Raw genomic sequence first — 23,519 nt, 5'->3', positions numbered from 1 at the left:
GCCGCCCGTGCGCCGACTGCAGCCCCCGCTCCTGCCCGATGCCGACGAGGCCCGGGAGTGGGCCGAACGCGAGCTGAGCAAGGCCGTCTATCACGACGACGGCCGGTCCTGGCTCGAGGTCGCGCTCGAGGCGATCTCCGGCTGGATCCAGAGCCTGGCCGACGCGGCCGGTGGCCTCGGCATCGCGTTCGTGCCGATCCTGTTGCTCGTGGTCATCGCCGCGATCACGCTCGGGGCATTCGTCCTCGGCCGGCCGGGCGGGCACCGGCGACGGCCTGGAGACGCCGCTGCGGCCGTGCTCGAGCACGACGACGAGCGCACCGCCGCGCAGCTGCGCGCCGCCGCCCGCGCCGCCGGCGACCGCGGTGATTCGGCGCTCGCCGTCGTCGAGATGTTCCGCGCCCTCGTGCGCGGCCTGGACGAACGGGCGATCGGCTCCGACGGCCCGGGGCGCACGGCCCGGGAGGCCGCGGCCGGGGCCGCGGTGCAGCTGCCCGGGCACGCCGAGGAACTCGACCGGGCGGCCCGGTTCTTCGACGCGGTCCGTTACGGCGACGAGGCCGCCGCCCCCGCCGACCTCACCCGTCTCGTCGACCTCGACGACCGCATCCGTCGTACCCGGCCGGCACCGGCACCGGCAGCACCGAGAGAGCTGACTGAGCAGACTGAGCAGACAGAGCGCACCGGGGTCCTTCGATGACCTCGCGCCCGGCACCGATCACCCGGCTGCCCGATTCCGCCGGCGGCTCCGGGAGGGCCCGGTGGTGGGCGGTGGCGATCGTCGCGGTCGTGCTCCTCGGCGTGGGGATCGCCGCCCAACTCATGTCCCGGCAGCCCTCGACCATCCCCGGCCACCCGGACAACTCGCGTGGGAACGGCGCCATGGCGGTCACCCGGATCCTCGCCGCCCACGGCGTCGACGTGCGGGTCTCGGTGCGCACCGACGCGACGCTCGAGCAGGCGTCCGAGACCATCGCCATCGTCGACCCGGGCCGCCTCACCCCCGAGCAGTTCGAGCGGATCACCGGCCTGGGCACCGACCTCGTGCTCCTCGACGCCGGCGGCCTGGCCGAGGACCCGTCCGCGGCCACGTCGGGGCTCGTGCGCGCGGGGCACGCGGCCGCGGGCACCGTCGCCGCCGACTGCTCCGACCCGGACGCCGTCGCCGCCGGGTCGATCGCGGCCGGCGGACCCGTCTTCACCGGCCCGGACGGGGCGATGGAATGCTTCCCCGTGGCGAATGCGGGCGGCGCCCTCATGGTGCGCTGGCAGCAGGACGGGCGCTCGATCACCGTGATTCCGCGGGAGGTCGCACTCAACCGCTCGCTCGCCGAGGCGGGCAACGCCGCGCTCGCCCTGCGCGTCCTCGGCACCGGCTCGGAGCTCACCTGGATGGTCGCCTCGACCGACGACCCCACGGGCGAGTCCGCGGCGCCCGCCGATCCGCTCACGCTGCTGTGGACGGCCGCGGGGATCCTCGCCCTCGCCCTCGCCTGGTGGCAGATCCCGCGCTTCGGACGGCTCGCCGTCGAACCCCTGCCGGTGACCGTGCCGGCCTCGGAGACGGTCTCCGGTCGCGGCGCCCTGTACCGGCGACACCGGGACGTCCCGCACGCCGCCCGGGCGCTGCGCGCCGGTGCCACGGGCCGGATGGCCGACCGGATCGGGCTCGCCCCGGGCGCGGGGCGGGCGGAGGTGGCCGGCCGGATCGGCGCCCTGACGGGCCGCCCGCCGGCGGCGATCGCGGCGGTCCTCTACGGCCCGCCGCCGACGGATGCGGCAGGATTGAGCACGCTGGCACACGCACTGGACATACTCGAGAGCGAGGTTCATCACCGATGACCAATCCGTACGGAGCCCCGGGGACGGGCGACCTGCCCCGGGAGCCGGGCTTCGCCGTCCCCGAGCAGGGCGGCGCCCCCGCCGCGGCGACCGTCCGCCCGGCGCCCGCCCCCGCCTCACCCGTGCACGCGACGCTGGGACGCATCCGGGGCGAGGTGGCGAAGGCGGTCGTGAGCCAGGACGCCGCCGTGAGCGGCCTCGTCATCGGGCTGCTCTGCCGGGGGCACGTGCTGCTCGAGGGGGTGCCGGGGGTGGCCAAGACCCTCCTCGTGCGCGCCCTCGGCGCCGCGCTCGACCTGGGGATGACGCGGGTGCAGTTCACCCCCGACCTCATGCCCGGCGACGTGACCGGATCGCTCGTCTACGACGCGCACACGGCCGAATTCTCCTTCCGGGAGGGGCCGGTCTTCACCCATCTCATGCTCGCGGACGAGATCAACCGCACCCCGCCGAAGACCCAGGCCTCCCTGCTCGAGGCGATGGAGGAGCGGCAGGTGAGCGTCGACGGCACCCCCCGGCCGCTGCCGGATCCGTTCATGGTCATCGCCACCCAGAACCCGGTGGAGTACGAGGGCACCTATCCGTTGCCCGAGGCCCAGCTCGACCGGTTCCTGCTCAAGCTCACGATGCCGCTGCCGCAGCGGGCCGCGGAGGTCGAGGTGCTCGCCCGACACGCCCACGACTTCGACCCGCGCGACCTCGCCGCGGCGGGGCTGCGGGCGGTCGCCGGCGCCGAGAACCTGGCCGCCGCCCGCGCCGAGGTGTCCCGGGTCGAGGTGGCCCCCGATGTACTCGGCTACGTCGTCGACCTGTGCCGGGCCACCCGCACCTCCCCCTCCCTCTCCCTCGGGGCCTCCCCGCGGGGCGCGACCGCCCTCATGCGCACGGCGCGGGCGTGGGCGTGGCTCTCGGGCCGCGACTTCGTCACCCCGGACGACGTCAAGGCGCTCGCGCAGCCCACCCTGCAGCATCGGCTGCAGGTGCGGGCCGAGGCCCTCCTCGAGGGGGTGACCGGCGCCTCCGTGATCGACGGCGTCATCGCCACCGTGCCGGTCCCCCGCTGACGGCGATGATTCTCACCGGCCGCGCGGTGCTGCTCGTGGCGCTGGGGATCGCGGCCCTCGCGCTCACCGGCCTGCCGGAGTACCTGCTCGCCTGGGGCGTCGCGTGCCTGGCGGTCTTCCTCGTCGACTGGCTGCTCACGCCCGCGCCCTCGAGGCTGGTCGTGCAGCGCGCACCGCTCGGGTCGGTGCGGCTCTCGCAACAGGCACGCACCCGGCTCACCGTGACGAATCCGGGCCGGCGGACCGTGCGCGGCATGCTGCGGGACGCGTGGCAGCCGAGCGCCGGGGCGCGGCCGAACCGGCACGCCCTGCTGCTGCCGCCCGGGGAGTCCGTCCGGCTCACGACCCGGCTGCACCCGACGCGCCGCGGCCATCGCAGCACCGACTGGGTCACGGTGCGGCTCACCGGTCCGCTGCGGCTCACGTCGCGCCAGTTCAGCGCGCCCGTGGCCGGCGTGCTGCGGGTGCTCCCGGAGTTCCGGTCGCGGCGTCACCTGCCCTCCCGGCTCGCGCGGCTGCGGGAGATGGACGGCCGGGCCGCGGTGAATGTGCGCGGCCCCGGCACGGAATTCGACTCGCTGCGCGAATACGTCCAGGGCGACGACGTGCGGGCGATCGACTGGCGCGCCACCGCCCGGCGGCAGGAGCTCGTCGTGCGCACCTGGCGACCCGAACGCGATCGGCGCATCCTCGTGGTGGTCGACACCTCCCGGCTCGCCGCGGCCCGACTCGGCGGCGAGCCGCGCCTCGACGCCCAGATCGAGGCGGCACTACTGCTCACCGCCCTGGCCACGAGCGCCGGGGACCGGGTCGACCTGGTCGCGGTGGACGCACAGGTCCGGGCCCGGGCGAGCGAGCACAAGGGGCCCGCGGCCCTGTCGGCGGTGGCCGAGGCGCTCGGCCCGCTCGACGCCCGGCTCGTCGAACCCGACTGGCCGCTCGTGGCGCGGCTCGTCCGCGGCACCCTCTCCCAGCGCGGGCTCGTGGTGGTCCTCACCGCGATCGAGCCCGCCGCGCTGGAGTCCGGCCTGCTCGACGTCGTCGCCGCCCTCGCCGGCACCCATCAGGTGCTCGTCGCCGGGGCCCTCGATCCGGGTGCCGCGGCCCTCACCCGCGCCCGCGCCGAGGTCGCCGACCTGTTCACGGCCGCGGCCGCAGAGCAGGCGGGCGCCGAGCGCGCCGAGGTGGCCCGGCTCCTGCGCACGGGTGGCACCCGGGTGCTCGAGTGCGCGCCCGAGGAGCTGGCGCCGGGCGTGGCCGATGCCTACCTCGCCCTCAAGGCGGCCGGCCGGCTCTGAGCGGGCCGCGGCCGGCCTGCTAGTCCGCGTACAGGGTCGTGGCCTCGCGCTCCTCGGCGAGCACGTCCCCGGTCTCCCCCGCCCGGACCGCGGCGCGGCCGAGCACGATGGTGTAGGCCCAGTAGCCGGCGAGGGCGAGGGAGCCGATCGCGATCTTGACCCCGCTCGGCAGGCCGCTGCGCGGCACGAATCCCTCGATCACCCCGCTCACCCCGAGCACCGCCACGAGCCCGATCGCGACCGTGATCAGGGCCCGCCCCTCCTCCGCGAGGGCCTGGGAGCGCGGCCTCGGCCCGGGCCGCACCCACGCCCAGCACAGCTTGAGGCCCGCCGCGCACGCGATGAAGATCGCCGTGAGCTCGAGCTGCCCGTGCGGGAGGATGAGCGCGAAGAAGACGTCGAGCCGATCCGCCTCGGCCATGATCGCCCCGGCCTGGCCCACGGCCGCGGCATTGGCCACGAGGACGTAGGCGGTCATCACCCCGGTGATCCCGTAGGCGATCATCTGCAGGGCGACGAACGCGTTGTTGCTCCAGACCTGCCCGGTGAAGTCGGGGGCCGAGCTGTTCGAGTAGTAGGCGGCGAAGGCCTGCTCGGCGTAGTCCGCCCGGGCCGCGGGCGAGGCGATCGCGTCCAGCGCGCCCGGGGTCAGATGGAGCCACGTGCCGTATCCGAGGCCGACGAGGACGAAGACGACCATCGCGGCGACGGTCCACCACCGCAGCCGGTAGAACGCCGCCGGCAGCGACACGGCGATGAACCGGGCGATCGGCGTCCAGCCGGGCTCATGGGTGCCCGTGGCCAGGCCCCGGCAGCGCCCCAGGAGCGCCGAGAGCCGGCCGATCAGCGCGGGGCTGGGCGCGCGGGAGCGCACGGCCGACAGGTCGGCGGCGGTCGCCTGGTACAGGGCCGTGAACTCGTCGATCTCGGCGCCGCGCAGTCGGCGCCGACCGGCGAGTTCGGCGAGGCGGCGCCAACGGGGCGATCGCAGCGCGACGAACGCATCGAGATCCACGAGCGCTACCCTGCCACATATGACCGTCCCCCCGGTTCCCACAGCGCCCTCAGTGCCCCCAGCGCCCCCAGCGCCGGCAGCGGCCCCGACCCTCGCGGCCCGCGCGAGCACGCGTGATCCGAACCGGATCGAGTCGGCCGCCGCGGAGGTCGTCACGGGCGAGGCCGTCGTGCTCGACCTGCGCCCGGCGGGCCTGCTGCGGCTGTTCGCGGCGGGTGCGGTCGACTTCCTCGTCTACGGCACGGTCGCCGCGGCGGCGGTGGCCGCGGGCCTGCGCTACCTCGTGAACAACGACGCGCAGGCGACCACCTGGCTCATCGGGATGCTCCTCGTCTGTCTCGTCGGGGTTCCGACGGCCGTGGAGACCCTCACCCGCGGGCGATCGGTCGGCCGGTTCGCGCTCGGCTACGTCATCGTGCGTGAGGACGGCGCGGCCATCCGTTTTCGACAGGCGCTCGTGCGGTCCGTCGTCGCCCTCGTGGAGATCTGGCTCACGCTCGGCACGTTCGCGCTCGTCTCGGCGATCGTCACCTCCCGCCACAAGCGCCTGGGCGACCTGCTCTCCGGCACCTATCCGCTCGAGTCCGACCAGGACCAGGCGTTGCCGGCGCCCGTGCTCATGCCCGCCGAGCTGGTCGAGTGGGCCCGCCGGGCCGACATCTCCCGGCTCCCCGGCTCCCTCGCCTGGCGGGTGCGGGAGTTCCTCGACCGGGCGCGCACCGTGGAGGAGGGCACCCGCACGTCGATCGCGCGGGCGCTCGCGGCCCACGTCGAGCCGCACGTGAGCCCGCCGCCGCCGTGGGGAACCCACCCGGAGCGGTTCCTGGCGGCCGTGCTCGTGGTGCGCCGCGATGCCGAATACCTCGCGGGGCTGCGCGCGCAGCAGCGCCGGCTCGACCTGTTGCCACCGGATCGGCGGGCGCCCTACGGACTCTGAATCCACCCCGTCGTCTCACGGGGCGATCGGTCAACCTCTCAGAGTGTGAGCTACGATGCGACCACACTGTGAGATCATCGGGAATCGCCGATCTCGAGAATCACGGTCGAGTAACGATTCCGGCGGCCATGTCCTCGCAGGTCAGGACTACTTTCGTTGAGAGGCTGCCGCCCGATCCGGTCGATATTCCCGATTCTCGGGTGGAGTTCACGCGGAAAGTTCGCCAGGGTTGGAAAGTTCGTTTTCAGGCGCACCCCAGTTCGAGTCGTGCTCGGGCCGTAGGTCGAGTGCGCATGGCCGGCTGCGGTCGAGCCCGTCCGCGGCCGTCGAGTTGCCCAGGGTCATCAGGAGGATTATGACGGCCATTACCGTCAAGAACGCGTACAAGTTCTTCGGCAGAAGAAGCACGGAGGCGATCGAACAGCTCCGTGGCGGTGCCGATGCGGCCGATGTCAAGAGTCTCGGGACCGCGGCGGTGATCGACGCGAGCTTCACCGTGGAGCCGGGCGAGATCTTCGTCGTCATGGGCCTGTCCGGCTCGGGCAAGTCCACGCTCATCCGGATGCTCAACGGACTCCTGCCCCCGACCGCCGGAGAGATCTACGTCGGCGACGAGGAGATCGGATCCGTGGACCCGGCCGAACTGCGCCGCATCCGTCAGAGCCGCATCTCGATGGTCTTCCAGCACTTCGCGCTGCTGCCCCACCGCACCGTGCTCGACAACGCCGCATACGCGCTGCGCATTCAGGGCGTCGGCAAGGCCGAGCGCGAGGAACGCGCCCGCTCGGCACTCGAGATGGTCGACATGGTCGGGTGGGACAACCACGTGCCGGCCCAGCTCTCCGGCGGCATGCGCCAACGGGTCGGCCTGGCCCGGGCACTCGCCGCCGACACCGACATCCTCCTCATGGACGAGGCGTTCTCCGCCCTCGACCCACTCATCCGGCGGGAGATGCAGGATCAGCTGATCGAGCTCCAGCAGAGCCTCGGCAAGACGATCGTGTTCATCACCCACGACCTGAACGAGGCCATGCGCCTGGGCGACCGGATCGCCGTCATGCGCTCCGGCCGGATCGTGCAGATCGACACCGGTGAGCAGATCCTGGCACATCCGGCCAACGACTACGTCGCGAAGTTCATCGCCGATGTCGACCCGCGCACGGTCTTCCAGGCGCGCTCGCTCATGGCCAAGCCGTCCGTGACCGTCACCGTCGGGCAGGGCCCGCGCCAGACCCTCCGCGAGATCCGCGACGAGCAGGTGCCGGCAGCGTTCGTCGTCGACCGCGACCGCCGCTACGTCGGCACCGTCACGGACACCGCCGCCTTCAACGCCCAGCAGGCCGGGGCCACGACCCTGCACGATGCGGTCGAGGCCGCACCGAGCGTCCACGAGGACACCCTGCTCGCGGAACTGCTCAATGTCGCCGCCTCCGACTCCCACGTTCCCGTGCCCGTCGTCAACGATTCCGGCCGGCTCGTCGGGGTGATCCCCCGGGTGAGCATCTGGGAAGCGATGACCCCCTACGACGAGGAGGCGAACGTATGAGCTTCGGCGACTTCATGCAGGGCAACTGGTGGCGGATGCCGCTGAACGTCTGGACCGAGGCGGTGGTCGAGTGGCTGACACTCAACCTGCGCGGCTTCTTCGGCCTCGTCAAGACCGTCGCACAGGGGCTGTACGACGGACTGCACTGGGTCCTCGACGCCCCGCCGTTCGTCATCGTGGCGCTCGTGCTCACCGCGATCGCGTTCGCCGCCAGCGGGTGGAAGCTCGCGCTCGGCACGGCCATCAGCCTGACGGTCATCGATCTCGTGGGCCAATGGGACAACGCGATGGAATCCCTCGCGCTCACCCTGCTCGCGAGCATCATCGCCCTGTTGATCGGCTTCCCACTCGGCATCCTCGCCGCGAAGAGTCAGCGCTTCTCGGCCTTCATCCGTCCGGTGCTCGACTTCCTGCAGACGATGCCCGCGTTCGTCTACCTCATCCCGGTCGTCGTCATCTTCTACGCCGGCGCCGTCTCCGGCCTCGTCGCCACCGTCATCTTCGCGCTCGCACCCGCGGTCCGGTTCACCGAACTCGGCATCCGCCAGGTCGACTCCGAAGTGACCGAGGCGGGGCACGCCTTCGGCGCGCCACCACGGCAGATCCTGCGCCAGATCGAGATCCCGCTGGCCATGCCCACGATCATGGCCGGCGTCAACCAGGTGATCATGCTCGCCCTGTCCATGGTCGTCATCGCCGGCATGGTCGGCGCGGGCGGTCTGGGGAGCGACGTCTACCAGGCGCTCACCCGCGTGCAGGTCGGACTCGGCTTCGAGGCCGGCCTCGGCGTCGTCCTCCTGGCCATCTTCCTCGACCGCGTGACGGCGTCATTGTCCAAACGCACCCCCGTGGCGCGCGCCCTGCGCGCCACCGAATGACCGGCCCCGCGCTCGGTCCACGACAGCTGTACCGATCCCGGATCGGGACTATTGGAAAGGAAATCATGCGTAGAAAGCTTGGCTTCGGCCTCATCGCAGCCACCTCCGCCTTCGCCCTCGCGGCGTGCGGGAGCGCCAGCGGCGGCGCCACGGAGACCGACGACCCCACCGACGGCACCGCCGCGACCGGAGGCTCCGGCGACATCAACACCGACCCGATCCAGATCGGCGTTCCCGCCGGCTGGGACGAGGGCGTGGCCGTCTCGGCCCTGTGGGCCGCCATCCTCGAGGACAAGGGCTACACCGTCGAGTTGGCGGACGCGGAGATCGGCCTGATCTTCGCCGACCTCGCCAGCGACGAGAGCTACGACCTCCTCTTCGACGGCTGGCTGCCGCAGACCCACAAGGAGTACATCGACAAGTACGGAGCCGACCTCGACGATCTCGGTGTCTGGTACGACAACGCCGCGCTCAGCGTCGCGGTGAACAACGACGCCCCGATCACCTCGCTCGCCGAGCTCGCCGACAACGCGGACGCCTTCAACAACCGCATCGTCGGGATCGACCCGGGCGCGGGCCTGACCCAGGCGATGGAGAACGAGGTCATCCCGACCTACGGCCTGGAGGACATGGACTTCGTCACCTCCTCCACCGCCTCGATGCTCGCCGAGCTCAAGGGCGCCATGCAGGCCGGTGACAACATCGTCGTGACCCTGTGGCACCCGCACTGGGCCTACAGCGCGTACGACATCCGCGACCTGGAGGACCCCGAGGGCACCCTCGGCACCGCCGAGGAGATCCACACCTTCGCTCGCAAGACGTTCGCGGACGACTACCCGCAGGTCGCCGAGTGGATCAGCAACTTCACCTTCGCCGACGAGGATCTCGCGAGCCTCGAGAACGACATCGTCGAGGCCGGTGACCCCCAGGCCGGGGTTCAGCAGTGGCTCGAAGACAACCCGGACTTCCCGGCAAGCGTCACCCCCGCAAGCGAGTGACCGACTAGTCCGAATCGATCAGGTCGATCAGGTCGATCAGGTCGATCAGACGACAGCGGCGCCCGGCTCAGGCCGGGCGCCGCTGTCGTCTGCGGCCGTCAGCCCTCGATGAGTCGGGTGATCCCGTCGCGCACCTTGACCATGATGTCCTCGTCCTCCGCCTCGACGTTGAGGCGCAGGAGCGGCTCGGTGTTCGAGCGGCGCACGTTGAACCACCAGCGCGGCGAGGACTCCCAGTGGGAGTAGGTCACGCCGTCGAACTCCTCGACGCGCACGCGCCCGGAATCGATGTCGTCGGCATAGGCCGCACGGATCCGGCCGAGCGCGGCGTCCGGGTCGTCGATGCGGTGGTTGAGCTCCCCGCTCGCGTGATAGGGCGTGTACATCGCCCCCAGGTCCGACAGGGCGAGGTCCTCGCGGCCGAGCACGCTGAGCACATGCATCGCCGCGAGCATTCCCGAATCGGCGTAGAAGAAGTCGCGGAAGTAGAAGTGGGCGCTGTGCTCGCCGCCGAAGACGGCGTTGTGACGAGCCATCTCCGCCTTGATGAACGAGTGGCCCACCCGGGTGCGCACGGTCTGGGCGCCCGCCGCCCCGAGCAGGTCGGGGACCGCGCGGGAGGTGATGAGGTTGTGGATGACCGTGGCCGGCCGGCCGGCGTCGAGCTCCTTCTGCGCCTCCCGCAGCCCCACCATCGCGGTGAGCGCCGAGGGGTCGACCGCGACGCCGCGTTCGTCGATGACGAAGCAGCGGTCCGCGTCGCCGTCGAAGGCGAGGCCGATGTCCGCCCCCTCGGCGATGACCGCGGCCTGGAGGTCGACGAGGTTCGCCGGGTCGAGCGGATTGGCCTCGTGGTTGGGGAAGGTGCCGTCCAGGTCGAAGAACATCCGCACGAGCTCGAGGCCGAGGTCGGCCAGGCCCGCATCGACGTCGAGCACCGCGCCCGCCGTGAGCCCGGCCATGCCGTTGCCGGCGTCGATGACCACCTTGAGCGGCCGGATGCCCTCGAGCGGAACGAGGTCGCGCAGATAGCGGGCATAGGAGGCGAGCAGGTCCCGCTCGCTCACCCGCCCGGGCGTCTGCGCGACCGGCAGCGAGTCCGGATCGGCGAGGTAGGCGGCCGCGGCCGCCTGGACGTCGGCCAGGCCGGTGTCCTGCCCCACCGGCCGGGCCCCGGCATGGCAGAGCTTGATCCCGTTGTAGCGTGCCGGATTATGGCTCGCGGTGAACATGGCCCCGGGCAGGTCGAGCACCCCGGAGGCGTGGTAGAGGCCGTCGGTCGAGCACAGCCCGATCATCACGGCGTCCCAGCCGGCCTCGGTCACCCCGCGGGCGAACGCGGCGGCGAGGGCGGGGGAACTGGGGCGCATGTCGTGGCCGATGACGACCGCACCGCCCCGGGTGGCCCGGGTGAAGGCGGCGCCGAGCGCGCGCGCGACGTCCTCGTCCCATTGATCGGGCACGAGCCCGCGGATGTCGTAGGCCTTGACGATGGCATCGAGATCGGACACGGTGCCCGATCCTACCGGTCCCTCAGTCGCCCTCGCCGCGGATGACGCTCAGGTGACCGCGGCGGCCGACCTCGGGGGCGGGCGGGGCGTGGGTCACGGGTGCCGGGGCACCGACGCGACGGGTCGCGGGCCGGGGCGTGGGTGCGGGGGCCCGGGAGGCCTCGCGGACGGCGTCGGCGAGGGCGAGCAGGTCGTCCGAGCTCGGCGGCGCCGGTTCGAACTCTCCGGCGAGGCGCACGACGTCCCAGCCGCGCGGCACGGTGAGCCGCTCGGCGTGGTCGGTGCACAGGTCGTACGTGTGCGGTTCGGCGTGCGTGGCCAGCGGCCCGAGCACCGCGGTCGAATCCGAGTACACGTACGTGAGCGTGGCAACGGCGGCCGACGAGCAGGTGGCTCGTGTGCACTGGCGCATGGATCTCACGCCTCCACGGTACCCGGTGCGCGGCGCCGGCCGTGCTGCCACGCCGGAGGCCGGGCCGACGGGGTGCGGGCCGACGGGAGTGCGTAGGGTGGTGGCGTGAACGACGAGCGCTCCCTCTCCCCGGTCGTGCTGCCCTCGCGGCGGGCCGGCCGACGCCGCGACCGGCACGGCCGCGGCCTGCGCGGCCCGCTCGTGCCGCCGACGGTGCCGGGATATCGCACCCGCACGGATCGGTTCGACGACGCGGTGGCGGCCGCGGTCGCGCGCATGGACGCGCTCGTGGGGAACCGGCTCTCGGGGGTGGAGTTCGCGGTCGAGGACGTGCCGCCGTCGAATCCGGCCCCGTGGGAGCACGATGCGGTCGCCCTGGGCCGGTACTTCCCGGCCGATATCGGCCTCGCGCACAGGATCGTCCTCTACCGGCGCCCACTGCTCGGCCGGGTCGTCGGCGAGCCCGAGATGCACGAGCTCATCCAACGGGTGCTCACGGAGCAGGTGGCCCACCTCCTGGGCCGCGCCCCGGAGGACATCGACCCGGACTACTGAGGTCGCCCCGGCCGGCGCGGTGCCGCCCGGCCGGCGCGGTCAGCCGATCCGCAGGTCGACGGCGACCTCGGCCGCGCCCGCGATCCCCGCGGTCGCGGGGAGCACGGTGAGCAGGCGGCCGTCGGTCACGTCGGCCGTCACGACCGTCGTGGCGAGCACGGGCTCCGTGGCCTCGATCTGCCACGCGAGCACCGCCTTCGCCGGCGTGGGCACGGCGGCCGTCGAGGCCGGCGGCACCGTGAGCTCGAACGGGTCACCCGCCCGGCCACCGGCGAGGATCGGGGTGAGGGTGACCCGCGCGGCCCGCTCGCCGGGATTGAGCACGTGGGTCTCGTTCGTCTCCGCGCCGACGGCCAGCAGGGCCGAGGTCGACGGAACGCCCGCCGCGAGCCAGGCGATGTCCACGGGCGCGACGTCCGGATCGGCGGTCTCGTCGACCCCCGCCCGGCCCGGCCTGGAGAGTTCGAGGGCGCCGGTGATCGGCACGTCGCTGCGCAGGCGCACCCCGTTGCTGCCGGCGTACCGGGCCGCCAGCGGGATCTGGGTCACGCTTCCCGCCTCGACCACGAGGTTCTGGGCGCCGGCCACCTCGGCCTCCCCGTCCTCGCCGAGGGCCGTGATGTCCACGGTCGCCGGAGTCGGATTCGGGTTGACGATCCGCACGCTCGCCGCCGCGTCCGCGGACTCCCCCGGGTCATCGGGGTCATCACGGTCATCGGAGTCGTCAAGGTCATCGGGGTCGGCGTAGCCGGGCAGCGGTGCGGGACCGAGGAGGATCTCGGTCGCCGGCGCCGCGGCCGACGTCACGAAGTCGAGGCCCGCGGGGGTGAGTCCGTCGAGGCGGGAGTCCTGGATCGCCGCGGTGATCCGGCCGCCCTCCGACTCCAGGTGGAGGGCGATCCGGTCGGCGAGCCAGACCGCCTCGAGCAGCACCGTGCGGCTCGAGGCGGGGGCGAGCAGGACGGGTGCGATGTCGGGGGCGGGCCCGGTGCCCGACCAGCCGGTCAGGTGGACGCGGGCCGGGGTGTCCCCGGAGTTCGTGATCGTCAGCTGGGCGCTGCTCGAGACGGCCGTGCCTGCGCCGACGAGCCAGATCGAGCTCGAGGGCACGGCGCAGGACGCGCTCGCGAGGCCGCGCAGGTCGCCGGAGTCGGCGCGGGCGAGCGTGCGTGCGGTCACGAGCGGTGCGCGCCCCCGGATCGCACCGGCGCGGAGCAGCGCCGGACCGGTGACCTCATCGAGGCCGGCGCTCGCACCGGTGAGCGGCGCCGGGTCCTCGGCGCCGAGGAGGTCGAGGGTCGCCGCGGGGTCACCGAGGACGACGGCGCTCACGTCGGTGCTCACCCCGGCGGGCCCGGGGCCGAGTTCGGCGTCGTAGTCGATGTCGTCGCCGGTGGCGGTCGTGGGCAGCCGCGGAGGTCCGGGGCAGACGAGGTCGGTGGTGCCGGCGCCGACGGCCACGGGCGCCGGCACCACGCCTTCGGCCCCGTCCGCGGGCAGCACGATCCCCAGAGCGAACGCGCCGGCAGCGAGGGCGAGGGCGCCCACCGCCCCCGCGGCGGTCGAGGCGATGCGCCGGCCGACCTCGGGCGCGGTGTCGCGACCGGGCCGGTCCGGAGTCTCGTCGGTCATCGGTCGCTCTCCCGTCGGCGTCGGCGCGTGGGCAGGGCGAGCAGCGTCGTCAGTCCGAACACGATGAGCAGGCTCAGGTGCCAGACCCGGGTGCCCGCGGGCTCGTAGCGGACGATGAGGCGGCCCGCCTCGCCGTCCGGGATCTCGAAGGCCTGCTGCCAGTCGCGCTGGACGGCGCGCAGCCGCTGCCCGTCGAACCAGGCCCGCCAGCCGGGGTCGGCGCGTTCGGCCAGGACCACCGTGCGGTCGCTCCCGGCGCCGATGTCGCCCGCCGCGATGACGGCTCCCGCGGGCACGACCGTGGCCGTTCCGGCGGCGTCGGTCACGACGACCGGGCCGCCGGGTCCGGCCCGCCGACGCGCCAGAACGCGCCCGTCTCGTTCTCGGTGATCCGCTCGAGCCCCGCGACCGAGTCGAGCGCGGCGAGCAGCTCCGTACGCGCGGACGCCCGCCGGGCCGGCCGTGGCCGCTGTGTCGGCTGGGCGGGCTGTGTCGGCCGGGTCGGCTGGGCGGGCTGTGTCGGCTGTGCCGGCTGGGTCGGCTGGGCCCGGGGGCACGAGCACGATGGCGATGGCGTGGGTGGCGAGACGGGCGGCGGCGTCCTCCGCGGCCCCGACCGACAGCTCCCCCACGAGCTCGCGCAGGCCGGTCGGCGAGTCCGCGGTCGATCCGCCGGACGCACCGGATGCACCGGATGCACGCTCGCGGACCCGCAGGACGGTGGCCCGGTCGCTCACCTGCGGCCCGTCCCCGCGCCAGAGCTCGGCGACGATCCCGCCCGTGCCGGCGGTCAGGGCGAGCACCCGGGCCCGGTCCGGGCCGCCGGCCAGATCGCGCGCGAGGGCCGGAATCTGCTCCCCCTGCGCGGTTCCCGGCACCCGGTCGAGGCCGGCCGCCGCGTGCCAGCCGGTGGCCGTCGCACCGGCGCCGCCGAGGCCGATCGCGAGCGCCGTCGTGGCCGCGAGCACGTGCCGTGGGCCGAAGGAGCGACCCCGCAGCCCGCCGGTGAGTCCGTGCAACCCCGTGGTCGCGGCGAGGAGCAGCCCGGCGGTCATGATCGACACGCCCGATACGGCCGGCAGGTCCGGCAGACCCGATGCGGCGGCCCCGCCCCGGTCGAGGCCGGCGGCACCCGCGACGGCGGTCGCGGCGAGCCCGGCCGCGGCCAGCAGCCATCCGAGCCGGGCCGGGACCGCCGCGGCGGGGCGCATGAGGCCGAGGACCGCGGCGAGCAGGATCGCCGCCCCCGCCGCCGAGCCGGCCACGAGGATCCAGGTCGCCTCCGGCACCGCGCCCGGCCAGCCGAGCAACACGGCCCAGGGGGGCCCGGCCGTCATCTCGAGCACGTCGGCGCCGGTCCCCGTTCCCGGGGCCGCGACGAGGCTGGACCACTGGGCCGGCAACGACGCGAGCACGGGCGCGAACAGCACGAGGCGGGCAGCGCGACGAGCACGAGGCGCGCGCGCCGGCGCACGACGAGCGCGAGGGCCACGAGCACGAGCAGCGCGATCGGAAGCACGACCGGCGCAGCGGCGGCCGTGATCGCCAGCAGCAGGCCCGCGCCGGCGGCGGCCCCGAGCGAGCCGCGGCCGCTCATGCGCGAGGTCGCCCCGGAGCGCGCGTCGACGAGCCCGGAGCGGATGACGTCCTGCCGGTCGTAGCCGAAGGCCCGGGCGACGGCGAGGGCGAGGAGCGGGAGGGTGATGTGGCAGACGAGCGCGGCCAGGTCGGCCCCGGCGAACGCGACGATCGCCGCCGGCCCGAGGGCCCACACGATCGCCGCCCATGCGCGCACGGCCAGGCTGCGGGTGGCGGCCCCGGCGGCGAACCACGCGGAGATCGCGGCGAGCGGCAGGCTCGCCGCCACGACGACCCCCAGGCCGGTGGCACTCGGCACCCCGAGCGGACCGCCGGTGACCACGACGAGCAGGGCGAGGACCGCCCAGAAGGGGTCGGGGGGGCCGGGATGCCCGTCGCCGGCGGCGATCCACGGGGAGAACGCCGACCGGAGGAGCTCGCCGGCGGAGCCGTCGACGCCCGCGACCGGTTCCACCCCGGCGAGGACCCCGGCCGCGGCCGCGCCGAGGACGACGACCGCCAGGACCAGGCGGCGGCGCCGGCTCAGGGCGGCCCGCTCGCGCATCTCGAGCTCGCTCGGGGCGTGGGCTCGGCGGCGCTCGGTCATGCGGGTGAGGATCCGGTCTCGGTGTTCCCGCACCACCTCCCGGCGGGCGGCGTACAGGCCGCGCAGGGTGCGGCGGGGCACGGTTCGGCTCGAGCGGGCCCGGCGGCGGGCACGCCAGATCGCCCGGGGCCGCAGCGCGACCGCCAGCGCGGCGGTCAGTTCGCCCGTGGCCAGGCCCACCTCGTTCGTGGCCACGCGCCACAGCACCCGCACCGGGGCCATGACGACCATGATCGCGAACCAGAGGAGCATGCCGGGTGCCGACGCCCCGGTGAGTCGGGCATGGAGGATCGCCTCCCGACGGCGACGGACGCTGCGTCTGCCGTCGGGGTGCTCGGAGCGCAGGTCGCGCAGGTCGGCGCGGTGATGGCGCACGATCGCGCTCGGGACGACGACGACGCGGGCACCGGCGAGCCGGGCCCGCCGGGACAGGTCGATCCCGTCGCCATAGGGTCCGAGCACGGGATCGGGTCCGCCGAGCAGGTCCCACATCTCCCGGGTGAGGAGCATCCCGGCCGTCTCGACGGCGTAGACGTCGTCGATGCCGTCGTATTGCCCCTGATCGATCTCGCCGGCGTCGATCCCGCCGAGGCGACGCCCGCCGGCGGTCGTGCGCACCCCGACGCTCAGGAGCCGGTCGGGGTGATCGGCCTGCACGTGCTTGCAGCCGGCGACGGCCACGGTACGGGTGTTCGCCGTGGCCCGCAGCAGCTGGGCCAGCGCCGCCGGCTCGGGCGGGCTGTCGTCGTGCAGGAGCCACAGCCAGTCGGTCCGCGCGCCCGGGTCGAGTCCCGCCCGGACCGCGTCGCCGAGGTTGCGGGCCTGTGGGGCGCGCACGGAGCGCACGGTCGGCCCGGCCGCCGCCGCGGCCTCGACGAGTGGGCCGAGATCGAGTCCGGCCGCCGAGACGTCGACGACGATCAGCTCGTCCGGATGCCGGTCCTGGCGCCCGAGCGCCTCGAGGGTCTGCGGCAGGTACGTCAGGTCGGTCGCCGCGACGATCGCGGTGACGTGGCGAGGATCAGACTGCACGCCGCTTGAGCTTGCGTCGCTCGCGCTCCGACATTCCCCCCCAGATACCGAACCGTTCGTCGTTGGCCAACGCGTACTCGAGGCATTCGGCCCGCACCTCGCACGAGGCGCACACGCGCTTGGCCTCCCGGGTCGAGCCGCCCTTCTCGGGGAAGAACGCCTCCGGATCGGTCTGCGCGCACAGCGCGCGTTCCTGCCACCCCAGCACCCCCTCGTCGTCTCCCCCGAGGTGCGCCAGCAGCGGCGGTGCCGCCGGCACGGGCTCGGGCAGGCTCAGGTCGAGGGGACCGTCTCCCAGGATGTTCCACATATCAGTTCCCCCGTCGTAGGTGTGGGCGGGACTGGCTCACGCTCCGAATTACCTGTCTGGTCCTAAATTACACGCGTGTCATCCTCATCCGTCAAGCCCATGACGTGATACAGGCGTTCGGGGCCGCGCGGACCGCCCTAGGCTGGGGCCATGATCACGTCGCTCGCCGGCCTCGCACCGCTTCTCGCCCCCGTGACCGAGCCCCGGCTCACATGGTACGGCCCGGGCGGCGAACGGGTCGACCTGAGCGGGCGGGTGCTGGCGAACTGGTTCGTCAAGGCCGCCAATCTGTGCGCGCAGGAACTCGACCTCGGCCCCGGCGATCGACTCGGCCTCGACCTGCCCGCCCACTGGCGGTCCCTCGTCTGGGCGGCCGGGGCGTGGAACTGCGGCGCCGAGGTCGTCCCGCTCGGCAGCGACGAGTCGGGCGCGGCCGATGCGTCCCTGGCGGCCGTCGTCACGGCGACCCCGTCCGCGACGGCCGGCGACGGCCCGACGTGCGTCGTCATCGCCCTTCCCGCGTTCGCCCTGCGCCTGGACGACGCCCCCGGCCCGGGCGCGATCGACGGCGTCGCGGAGCTCACCTCGCAGCCCGATCAGCTGCTCCTGCCCGCGGGCGGCTCGGCGCGGGAGTCGGCGCTGCCGGGGCGGACCCAGGCCGACGTGCTCGCCGGCGACGATCCACGCCTCGAGGGCGTCCGTCCGGGTGAGCGGGCGCTGCTCGTCGGCGCAGACGGCGACGCCGCTCGACTGCCGACCCAACCGACCCTGCCGCCTCTGCTCGCGCTGCTCACGGTGGCGCCGCCGCTGTGGGCACGCGGCGCCTCGATCGTGCTCGCGGGCGATCCCGGCGCCGACCTCGACCGGATCGCCGCCGCCGAGGGTGTCACGACGACGCTTCGTTAGGGGACGTCGGCCTGCACCACGCTCGCCCGTCCGCCGGCGCCCGTCACGGTGACGGGCCCGTCGTCGGCGGCGAGGAACACGGCCTCGCCCCGCTCGAGCCGGCGACACCGGCCGCCGGCGTGCACCTGTGCGGCGCCCTCGATCGCCAGCAGGATCCGCGGGCCCTTGCCGGGCACGGACACCGGCTCACCGGTGACGTCGATCACCGAGAGTTCGAAGTCGTCGACCGGGGCGTAGTAGGTGCGCACGTGCGGCCCGAACTCCTCGGCGGCGAGCCGGATCGGGGGCGCGGCGGTGTAGTCGACGATCGCGAGCATCTCCTCGAGGTCGACGTTCTTGCCCGTGAGCCCGGCCCGCAGCACGTTGTCGGAATTGGCCATGATCTCCAGGCCGAGGCCGCCGAGGTAGGCGTGCACGCTGCCCGCGGGCACGAACATCACCTCGCCGGGCTTGAGCGTGACCGGGTTGAGCAGCAGGGCCGCCACGACGCCCGGGTCGCCGGGGAAGTGCTCCCCGAGCCGGACCACGGTCGCATCCGAGCGTTGCGAGGGCGAACTGCCGCGGGCGAGCCGGTCGGCGCAGTCGGCCACGACCTGCCCCACGTCCCCGGCCGAGAACTCGGTGAGCACCATGCGGAAGGCGAGCCGGGCGCCGTCCCTGGGCGGGAGATGGCGGAGCATCCGCACGATCTCTCGGGCGAGCGGGCTGCTCAGCCCCGCGAACATCTCCGCCGCGCGGCGCGGTGCCCGGAATCCGCTCACCGCCTCGAAGGTGCTGAGCGCGTACACGAGCTCGGGCTTGTGGTTCGCGTCCACGTAGTCCTGCGGCCCGCCCGGCAGCCCGGCGCGCCGATGGCCGTCGCGGGCCTGCGCGAGGTTCGGGTGCACCTGGAGGGAGAGGGGCGACTCGGGGGCGATGAGCTTGAGCAGGTAGGGCAGCTCGGTGCCGAAGCGGGCGGTCACGTCGCTGCCGAGGATCCGGTGCGGATCGGCGGCGATGTGGCTGCGCAGATCGCCCCGGGCCGGCTTGCCCCGTGAATCGTCCGAGTCGTCGGGATCGTCGGAGTCGTCGGAGCGCAACGGCGAGGGGGCCGAGGGGTGGGCCCCGAACCACAGTTCGGCGGTCGTGGCCGCCGTCGCCGCCCGGCCGACGAACTCCGGGATCCGGTCCGGCGAACCCCAGGCGTACGCACGGACGACGCCCGCGAGCCCGTGCATTCGTGTCGCCTCCGCCGAGCTCGCGCCCGTCACAGGATCGTGCCGAGCTTGTTGTCGGACATGCTCAGCGCCGAACCGATCGCCATGTGCATGTCGAGGTACTGGTAGGTGCCCAGCCGCCCCCCGAAGAGCACGCCCGACTCCCCCTTCGTCAGCTCGCGGTAGGCGAGCAGCTGCTGCCGGTCGCGGGCCGTGTTGACCGGGTAGTACGGCTCGTCGCCGGGGCCGGCGAAGCGGGAGAACTCGCGCATGATGACCGTGCGGTCGTCCGGGTAGTCGCGTTCGGGGTGGAAGTGTCGGAACTCGTGGATGCGGGTGTAGGGGACGTCCTCGTCGCCGTAGTTCATGACCGAGGTGCCCTGGAAGTCGCCGACGTCGAGCACCTCCTCCTCGAAGTCGAGGGTGCGCCAGCTGAGCGCGCCCTCGCTGTGGCCGAAGTACTCGTCCAGCGGGCCGGTGTAGACGACCGGCACCTGGCCCACGAGCGCCCGCTTGTGCAGCGGCTGGCCCTCGTCGAAGAAGTCGACGTCGAGGCGCACCTCGATGTTCGGGTGGTCGGCCATCCGTTCGAGCCAGGCCGTGTACCCGTCGACCGGAAGTCCCTCGTGGGTATCGGAGAAGTAGCGGTTGTTGTACGTGTAGCGCACGGGCAGGCGGGCGATGACGCTCGCGGGCAGCTCGGTCGGGTCGGTCTGCCACTGCTTGAGGGTGTAGCCGCGGATGAACGCCTCGTACAGGGGTCGCCCGATGAGGGAGATCCCCTTCTCCTCGAGGTTGCTCACCTCGTGGCCCGCCACCTCGGCCGCCTGGGCGGCGACGAGCGCGCGGGCCGCATCCGGCCCGTGGGCGGAGCGGAAGTACTGGTTGATCGTGCCGAGGTTGATCGGCATGGGGAACACCTCGCCCCCGACCGTCGTGTACACCCGGTGCTGGTAGGAGGTGAAGGCGGTGAAGCGGGTGACGTAGTCCCACACCCGTTCGTTCGAGGTGTGGAACAGGTGCGCGCCGTAGCGGTGCACCTCGATGCCGGTGCTCTCCTCGAACTCGGTGTAGGCGTTGCCGCCGATGTGGCTCCGCCGGTCGAGCACGAGCACCCGCAGGCCCAGCTCGGTGGCGGCACGTTCGGCGATCGTCAGGCCGAAGAATCCCGATCCGACGACGACGAGGTCGACGTTCATTGCGTGGCCCTCCTGGTGGCGACGAATCGTTGATACCCCCACGCGCGGAGCCGGCCGGGGACGAGCCGGTAGGCGGCCCGGGTGCCCAGGTTACGCACGAACTGGGTCCGGGTGGTCAACCCGAGGGAGTGGGCGCGGCGCTGGAAGCGCCAATCGGACCGCATCGCGACCCACCCGCCGCGGCGGTCGAACAACTCGGCTCCGGCCCGGTAGCCCACGAGCGCCTCGGGCAGGTTTCCGACGGCGGACCCGGCCATGATCATCCGCACGAACAGCCAGTAGTCCTCCATGAACGGCAGGTCCTCGTATCCGCCCGCGGCGAGGACAGCCGAGCGCCGGAACACGACGCTCGGGTGGTTGAACGGGTTGTGGAAGGCCGCGTAGTCCCGGATCCGGGCGGTCGTGGCCGGTCGGGTGCGGACCGTGACCCGGCCCGCCCCCGGGCCGTCGGGGGCTCCGTCGAGCCACGCGCGCAGGTGCTCCTCGTCGTCGAACTGGGCCACGGCGCTGCCGAGCAGGTCGAGGCCGGCCATCGCCGGGATCTGCCGGGCGAACCGCTCGGGCAGGCAGATGTCGTCGGCGTCGGCGCGGGCGACGAGCTCGTGGGAGCAGCGGGCCAGACCCTCCTGCAGGGCCCCGGCGAGCCGGAGGTTCTGCGGCAGCGGCACGTAGGTCACGGGCACGCTCGAGCCGGCCCGCAGTTCGTCGATCGCCGTCTCGAGGGCGGCGCCGACGGGGCCGTCGCGCACGAGCACGACCTCGTCCGGGGCGAGGGTCTGCTCGGCCGTGATCGAGGCGAAGGCGCGCCGCAGCCAGTCCGGCCGGTCCCCGGCGTACACGGGCAGCAGCACGGAGAACTTCTCGGTCATCGCCCGGCCTCGACGCGGGCGACGGCGCTGGACACCTCGCCCTGGCCCGCGAGTACCCGGGTGGTCGGGGCCGGTCGGCGGAGCAGGCCGTGGCGCAGGCCCCGCCAGGCGTGTCCGAGGAGGGTCCGCCGATCGCCCGAGCGGCGGATCGTGCCGGCCCAGCCCGCGGCCGCCGATCCGAGGTAGACGAGCCGCTCCCACCAGCGGAACGAGCCGGAGGCGAGGTAGACCCACAGCTTGTTGCGCACGTCGTAGTAGAACCGGGGCCCCGGATCGGTCTGCCAGGAGGCGAAGGCGACCGTGCGGTGTTCCACGATCGAGTCGTGCACCTGGATGCCGCGGCCCTGGCGGAGCAGCCGCCCGGAGTACTCGGTGTCGTCGCCCCAGATGAAGTAGTCGGCGTACGGCAGCCCGGCTCGGCGGCAATGGTCGGCGCTCAGCAGGATGGCGACGAAGGAGGCGGTCCGGATCGGGTGCGAGTCGACGGCGGCCGCGTCCCCCCGCTCGACGGCGTTCGAGCCCATCCGCACCCGGGAGCGGTTCATCGGATGGACGCGCCCGTCGGTCCAGACCGCGGTCGAGCTGAGCACGGCCAGGTCGCGCGGGTGGGCGTCGGCCGCGTCGATGAGCGCGCCGTGCGCGCCGGGGCGCGGGATCGTGTCGTCGTCCATGAGCCAGATCCAGTCCGGGTCGTGGTGCTCGAGCGCCCAGGCGAGCCCGGCGCTGAACCCGCCCGCTCCCCCGAGGTTCGTCTGCAGTGTGTGCACGTCGGCGCCGATCGGGTGGGCGCGGGCGACGTCGCCGGAGCCGTCGGTCGAGGCGTTGTCGATGACGACGATCGCTTCGAGGGGGCGGGTCTGGGCGGCGAGGCCGTCGAGGCAGGCCGCGAGCAGCTCCGCCCGGTTGTAGGTCACCACGACCGCGACCGTACTCATGCACCCACCCCCTCTCGGGCGAGCACGGGCCGTTCGGGCGGCAGGTGCTCGCGGATACGCACGTTCTTGCCGGTCTCGACGTACCAGGCGACCATCTCGTCGATGCCCGCCGCGATCGGGCGCGGCTGGGAGTATCCGTGCTCGCGCATCCGGTCCCCGGAGAACCTCGTCTCGGTGCCGGCGACCTTCGCGATCCGGTCGGAGGTGATGGGCAGATTCCGGCCCGTCCGCGCCGCGATCCAGTCCAGGGGCCGGGCGCAGGCGATCGCCGGGGCGAGCGGGAGACGCAGCCGGGGCACGCGTCGTCCCAACGCCCGGTAGACACGGGTGATGATCGCCCGGGAGGTGAGGTCGGGGGCGTCGACGCAGTTGTAGACCTCGGGGTCCACCCGCGGCTCGGCGCTCCAGAAGTGGAGGATCGCGGCCACGATGTTCTCCACGTACACCATCGACTTGCGGTTGGCCCCGGGGCCGACCGAGACGAACCGGCGGCGGGCGATCTGGTCGATCATCCGGTACATGTTCGCCGTGTTACCGGGGCCGAACACGACCGCCGGGCGCACGATGAGCACGCGCCGCTCGCCCGAGCGCTGCCAGTCGCGGTAGACCGCCTCGGCGGCGAGCTTCGTGCGGCCGTAGGCGTTCGTCGGCGCGGGCGCGGTCTCCTCGGTGGGCGTGCTCGGCTGCTCGCCGTAGACCGCGACCGAGGAGTAGAAGCACAGGTTGTCCACCCCCGCGGCGGTCATCGCCCGGGTGACCGCTCCCGCCCCGTCGACGTTGACCGAGGTGAAGGTCGCCTCGGTCAACCCGAAGTCGTGGTGGGCGGCGGCCAGGTTGAGCACGGCACGGGCACCGGTGAGCGCGGAGGTGAGGGTGGCCTCGTCGCGGATGTCGCCCCGCAGGTCGACCACCGCGTCCGGCAGCGGCCGCTGCGGCGGGTACAGGTCGTAGTTGACGACGTCGAATCCGGCGCCGATGAGGGCCGGGATGATGTGCGAGCCGATGAACCCGGATCCACCGAGGACCACGATCCGCTCACCGCCGGTAAGGACGGGGCCGGAAAGTACGGGCATGCCTGTGCCTCCTGTGCTGGGCGTGATCGGGTCAGTCTAACGACGGGCCGCCGTGCCCCCTCCCGGCCGGGCTGTGACCGGCGCCACCCGGATGGCGGGCGCGCACAACTCCTTCACCGATTGCCC

The 23,519-nt window shown here is 73.6% G+C and carries 23 protein-coding genes; 10 read left to right on the top strand and 13 right to left on the bottom strand.

Annotated elements, in window-relative coordinates; genetic code table 11:
• Positions 1-7: 7 nt before the first annotated feature.
• From GCE65_RS04570 to GCE65_RS04555, 4 genes are read left to right on the top strand one after another with little or no spacing between them, the layout of a single operon-like run.
• Positions 8-700 (top strand): DUF4129 domain-containing protein, encoded by a 693-nt coding sequence (locus GCE65_RS04570; RefSeq protein ID WP_153877535.1) that lies wholly within the window; start codon positions 8-10, stop codon positions 698-700.
• Positions 697-1,842 carry a DUF4350 domain-containing protein gene (locus GCE65_RS04565; RefSeq protein ID WP_153877534.1) on the top strand — a complete coding sequence of 382 codons (1,146 nt, stop codon included), beginning with the start codon at positions 697-699 and terminating at the stop codon, positions 1,840-1,842. Before GCE65_RS04570 ends, GCE65_RS04565 begins: the two co-directional genes overlap by 4 nt.
• Positions 1,839-2,906 (top strand): MoxR family ATPase, encoded by a 1,068-nt coding sequence (locus GCE65_RS04560; RefSeq protein WP_153877533.1) that lies wholly within the window; start codon positions 1,839-1,841, stop codon positions 2,904-2,906. Before GCE65_RS04565 ends, GCE65_RS04560 begins: the two co-directional genes overlap by 4 nt.
• Positions 2,907-2,911: 5 nt before the next feature.
• On the top strand, positions 2,912-4,204 hold the full coding sequence (locus GCE65_RS04555) for a DUF58 domain-containing protein (RefSeq protein ID WP_153877532.1): 1,293 nt from the start codon (positions 2,912-2,914) through the stop codon (positions 4,202-4,204).
• Between the two features lie 19 nt (positions 4,205-4,223).
• Here GCE65_RS04555 and GCE65_RS04550 read toward each other — a convergent pair whose 3' ends face one another.
• Positions 4,224-5,219 (bottom strand): stage II sporulation protein M, encoded by a 996-nt coding sequence (locus tag GCE65_RS04550; RefSeq protein ID WP_153877531.1) that lies wholly within the window; start codon positions 5,217-5,219, stop codon positions 4,224-4,226.
• A gap of 52 nt (positions 5,220-5,271) precedes the next feature.
• On the opposite strand from GCE65_RS04550, the gene GCE65_RS04545 reads away from it, so the two are divergent.
• Positions 5,272-6,156: an RDD family protein gene (locus GCE65_RS04545; protein ID WP_194928828.1), complete on the top strand. Its 885-nt coding sequence runs from the start codon at positions 5,272-5,274 to the stop codon at positions 6,154-6,156.
• Positions 6,157-6,363: 207 nt separating this feature from the next.
• Here GCE65_RS04545 and GCE65_RS04540 read toward each other — a convergent pair whose 3' ends face one another.
• Positions 6,364-6,501 carry a hypothetical protein gene (locus tag GCE65_RS04540; protein WP_153877529.1) on the bottom strand — a complete coding sequence of 46 codons (138 nt, stop codon included), beginning with the start codon at positions 6,499-6,501 and terminating at the stop codon, positions 6,364-6,366.
• Between the two features lie 10 nt (positions 6,502-6,511).
• Here GCE65_RS04540 and GCE65_RS04535 point away from each other — a divergent pair, with 10 nt between their 5' ends.
• The 3 genes from GCE65_RS04535 to GCE65_RS04525 all read left to right on the top strand — a co-directional run bounded on the left by GCE65_RS04535 (position 6,512) and on the right by GCE65_RS04525 (position 9,578).
• Positions 6,512-7,702 (top strand): glycine betaine/L-proline ABC transporter ATP-binding protein, encoded by a 1,191-nt coding sequence (locus GCE65_RS04535; RefSeq protein ID WP_153877528.1) that lies wholly within the window; start codon positions 6,512-6,514, stop codon positions 7,700-7,702.
• Positions 7,699-8,580: a proline/glycine betaine ABC transporter permease gene (locus GCE65_RS04530; RefSeq protein WP_227992892.1), complete on the top strand. Its 882-nt coding sequence runs from the start codon at positions 7,699-7,701 to the stop codon at positions 8,578-8,580. Before GCE65_RS04535 ends, GCE65_RS04530 begins: the two co-directional genes overlap by 4 nt.
• Before the next feature lie 65 nt (positions 8,581-8,645).
• The gene (locus GCE65_RS04525; RefSeq protein ID WP_153877527.1) at positions 8,646-9,578 is read left to right on the top strand and encodes a glycine betaine ABC transporter substrate-binding protein; all 933 of its coding nucleotides are present in this window, start codon (positions 8,646-8,648) and stop codon (positions 9,576-9,578) included.
• A gap of 98 nt (positions 9,579-9,676) precedes the next feature.
• Here GCE65_RS04525 and GCE65_RS04520 read toward each other — a convergent pair whose 3' ends face one another.
• Together GCE65_RS04520 and GCE65_RS04515 are read right to left on the bottom strand one after the other, a co-directional pair.
• A complete protein-coding gene (locus GCE65_RS04520) occupies positions 9,677-11,089 on the bottom strand; it encodes a phosphomannomutase/phosphoglucomutase (protein ID WP_153877526.1) in 1,413 nt (470 codons plus the stop codon).
• 22 nt (positions 11,090-11,111) lie between these two features.
• Complete coding sequence (locus tag GCE65_RS04515; RefSeq protein WP_153877525.1) at positions 11,112-11,510, bottom strand: DUF3499 domain-containing protein; 399 nt, start codon at positions 11,508-11,510, stop codon at positions 11,112-11,114.
• A gap of 96 nt (positions 11,511-11,606) precedes the next feature.
• On the opposite strand from GCE65_RS04515, the gene GCE65_RS04510 reads away from it, so the two are divergent.
• Positions 11,607-12,056, top strand: coding sequence for a metallopeptidase family protein (locus GCE65_RS04510; RefSeq protein ID WP_228760115.1), 450 nt, complete (start codon positions 11,607-11,609; stop codon positions 12,054-12,056).
• A 39-nt stretch (positions 12,057-12,095) separates the two neighbouring features.
• On the opposite strand, the gene GCE65_RS04505 is transcribed toward GCE65_RS04510, so the two are convergent.
• From GCE65_RS04505 to GCE65_RS04490, 4 genes are read right to left on the bottom strand one after another with little or no spacing between them, the layout of a single operon-like run.
• Complete coding sequence (locus GCE65_RS04505; RefSeq protein WP_153877524.1) at positions 12,096-13,688, bottom strand: DUF5719 family protein; 1,593 nt, start codon at positions 13,686-13,688, stop codon at positions 12,096-12,098.
• Positions 13,685-15,025 carry a hypothetical protein gene (locus GCE65_RS04500; RefSeq protein WP_153877523.1) on the bottom strand — a complete coding sequence of 447 codons (1,341 nt, stop codon included), beginning with the start codon at positions 15,023-15,025 and terminating at the stop codon, positions 13,685-13,687. The genes GCE65_RS04505 and GCE65_RS04500 overlap by 4 nt, the downstream gene beginning before the upstream one ends.
• Positions 15,022-16,905, bottom strand: coding sequence for a glycosyltransferase family 2 protein (locus GCE65_RS04495; RefSeq protein WP_153877522.1), 1,884 nt, complete (start codon positions 16,903-16,905; stop codon positions 15,022-15,024). The genes GCE65_RS04500 and GCE65_RS04495 overlap by 4 nt, the downstream gene beginning before the upstream one ends.
• Positions 16,895-17,215 carry a WhiB family transcriptional regulator gene (locus tag GCE65_RS04490; RefSeq protein ID WP_152817613.1) on the bottom strand — a complete coding sequence of 107 codons (321 nt, stop codon included), beginning with the start codon at positions 17,213-17,215 and terminating at the stop codon, positions 16,895-16,897. Before GCE65_RS04490 ends, GCE65_RS04495 begins: the two co-directional genes overlap by 11 nt.
• A gap of 150 nt (positions 17,216-17,365) precedes the next feature.
• On the opposite strand from GCE65_RS04490, the gene GCE65_RS04485 reads away from it, so the two are divergent.
• Positions 17,366-18,121, top strand: coding sequence for a TIGR03089 family protein (locus tag GCE65_RS04485; RefSeq protein WP_153877521.1), 756 nt, complete (start codon positions 17,366-17,368; stop codon positions 18,119-18,121).
• Here the strand turns inward: GCE65_RS04485 and manA are convergent.
• From manA to GCE65_RS04465, 5 genes are read right to left on the bottom strand one after another with little or no spacing between them, the layout of a single operon-like run.
• Complete coding sequence (manA, locus tag GCE65_RS04480; RefSeq protein ID WP_153877520.1) at positions 18,118-19,338, bottom strand: mannose-6-phosphate isomerase, class I; 1,221 nt, start codon at positions 19,336-19,338, stop codon at positions 18,118-18,120. The genes GCE65_RS04485 and manA overlap by 4 nt on opposite strands.
• Before the next feature lie 29 nt (positions 19,339-19,367).
• Positions 19,368-20,516: a UDP-galactopyranose mutase gene (gene glf, locus GCE65_RS04475; RefSeq protein WP_152817610.1), complete on the bottom strand. Its 1,149-nt coding sequence runs from the start codon at positions 20,514-20,516 to the stop codon at positions 19,368-19,370.
• Positions 20,513-21,385, bottom strand: a complete 873-nt coding sequence (locus GCE65_RS16505; protein WP_228760114.1) for a glycosyltransferase — start codon at positions 21,383-21,385, stop codon at positions 20,513-20,515. Before GCE65_RS16505 ends, glf begins: the two co-directional genes overlap by 4 nt.
• Positions 21,382-22,320 carry a glycosyltransferase family 2 protein gene (locus GCE65_RS16500; RefSeq protein ID WP_228760113.1) on the bottom strand — a complete coding sequence of 313 codons (939 nt, stop codon included), beginning with the start codon at positions 22,318-22,320 and terminating at the stop codon, positions 21,382-21,384. The genes GCE65_RS16505 and GCE65_RS16500 overlap by 4 nt, the downstream gene beginning before the upstream one ends.
• Positions 22,317-23,393 carry an NAD(P)-dependent oxidoreductase gene (locus GCE65_RS04465; RefSeq protein ID WP_153877519.1) on the bottom strand — a complete coding sequence of 359 codons (1,077 nt, stop codon included), beginning with the start codon at positions 23,391-23,393 and terminating at the stop codon, positions 22,317-22,319. Before GCE65_RS04465 ends, GCE65_RS16500 begins: the two co-directional genes overlap by 4 nt.
• Positions 23,394-23,519 lie beyond the last annotated feature (126 nt).

The organism is Pseudactinotalea sp. HY158 (assembly GCF_009660225.1).
GTDB lineage: Bacteria > Actinomycetota > Actinomycetes > Actinomycetales > Beutenbergiaceae > HY158.
This window is presented reverse-complemented; position numbering and strand designations above follow the sequence as displayed.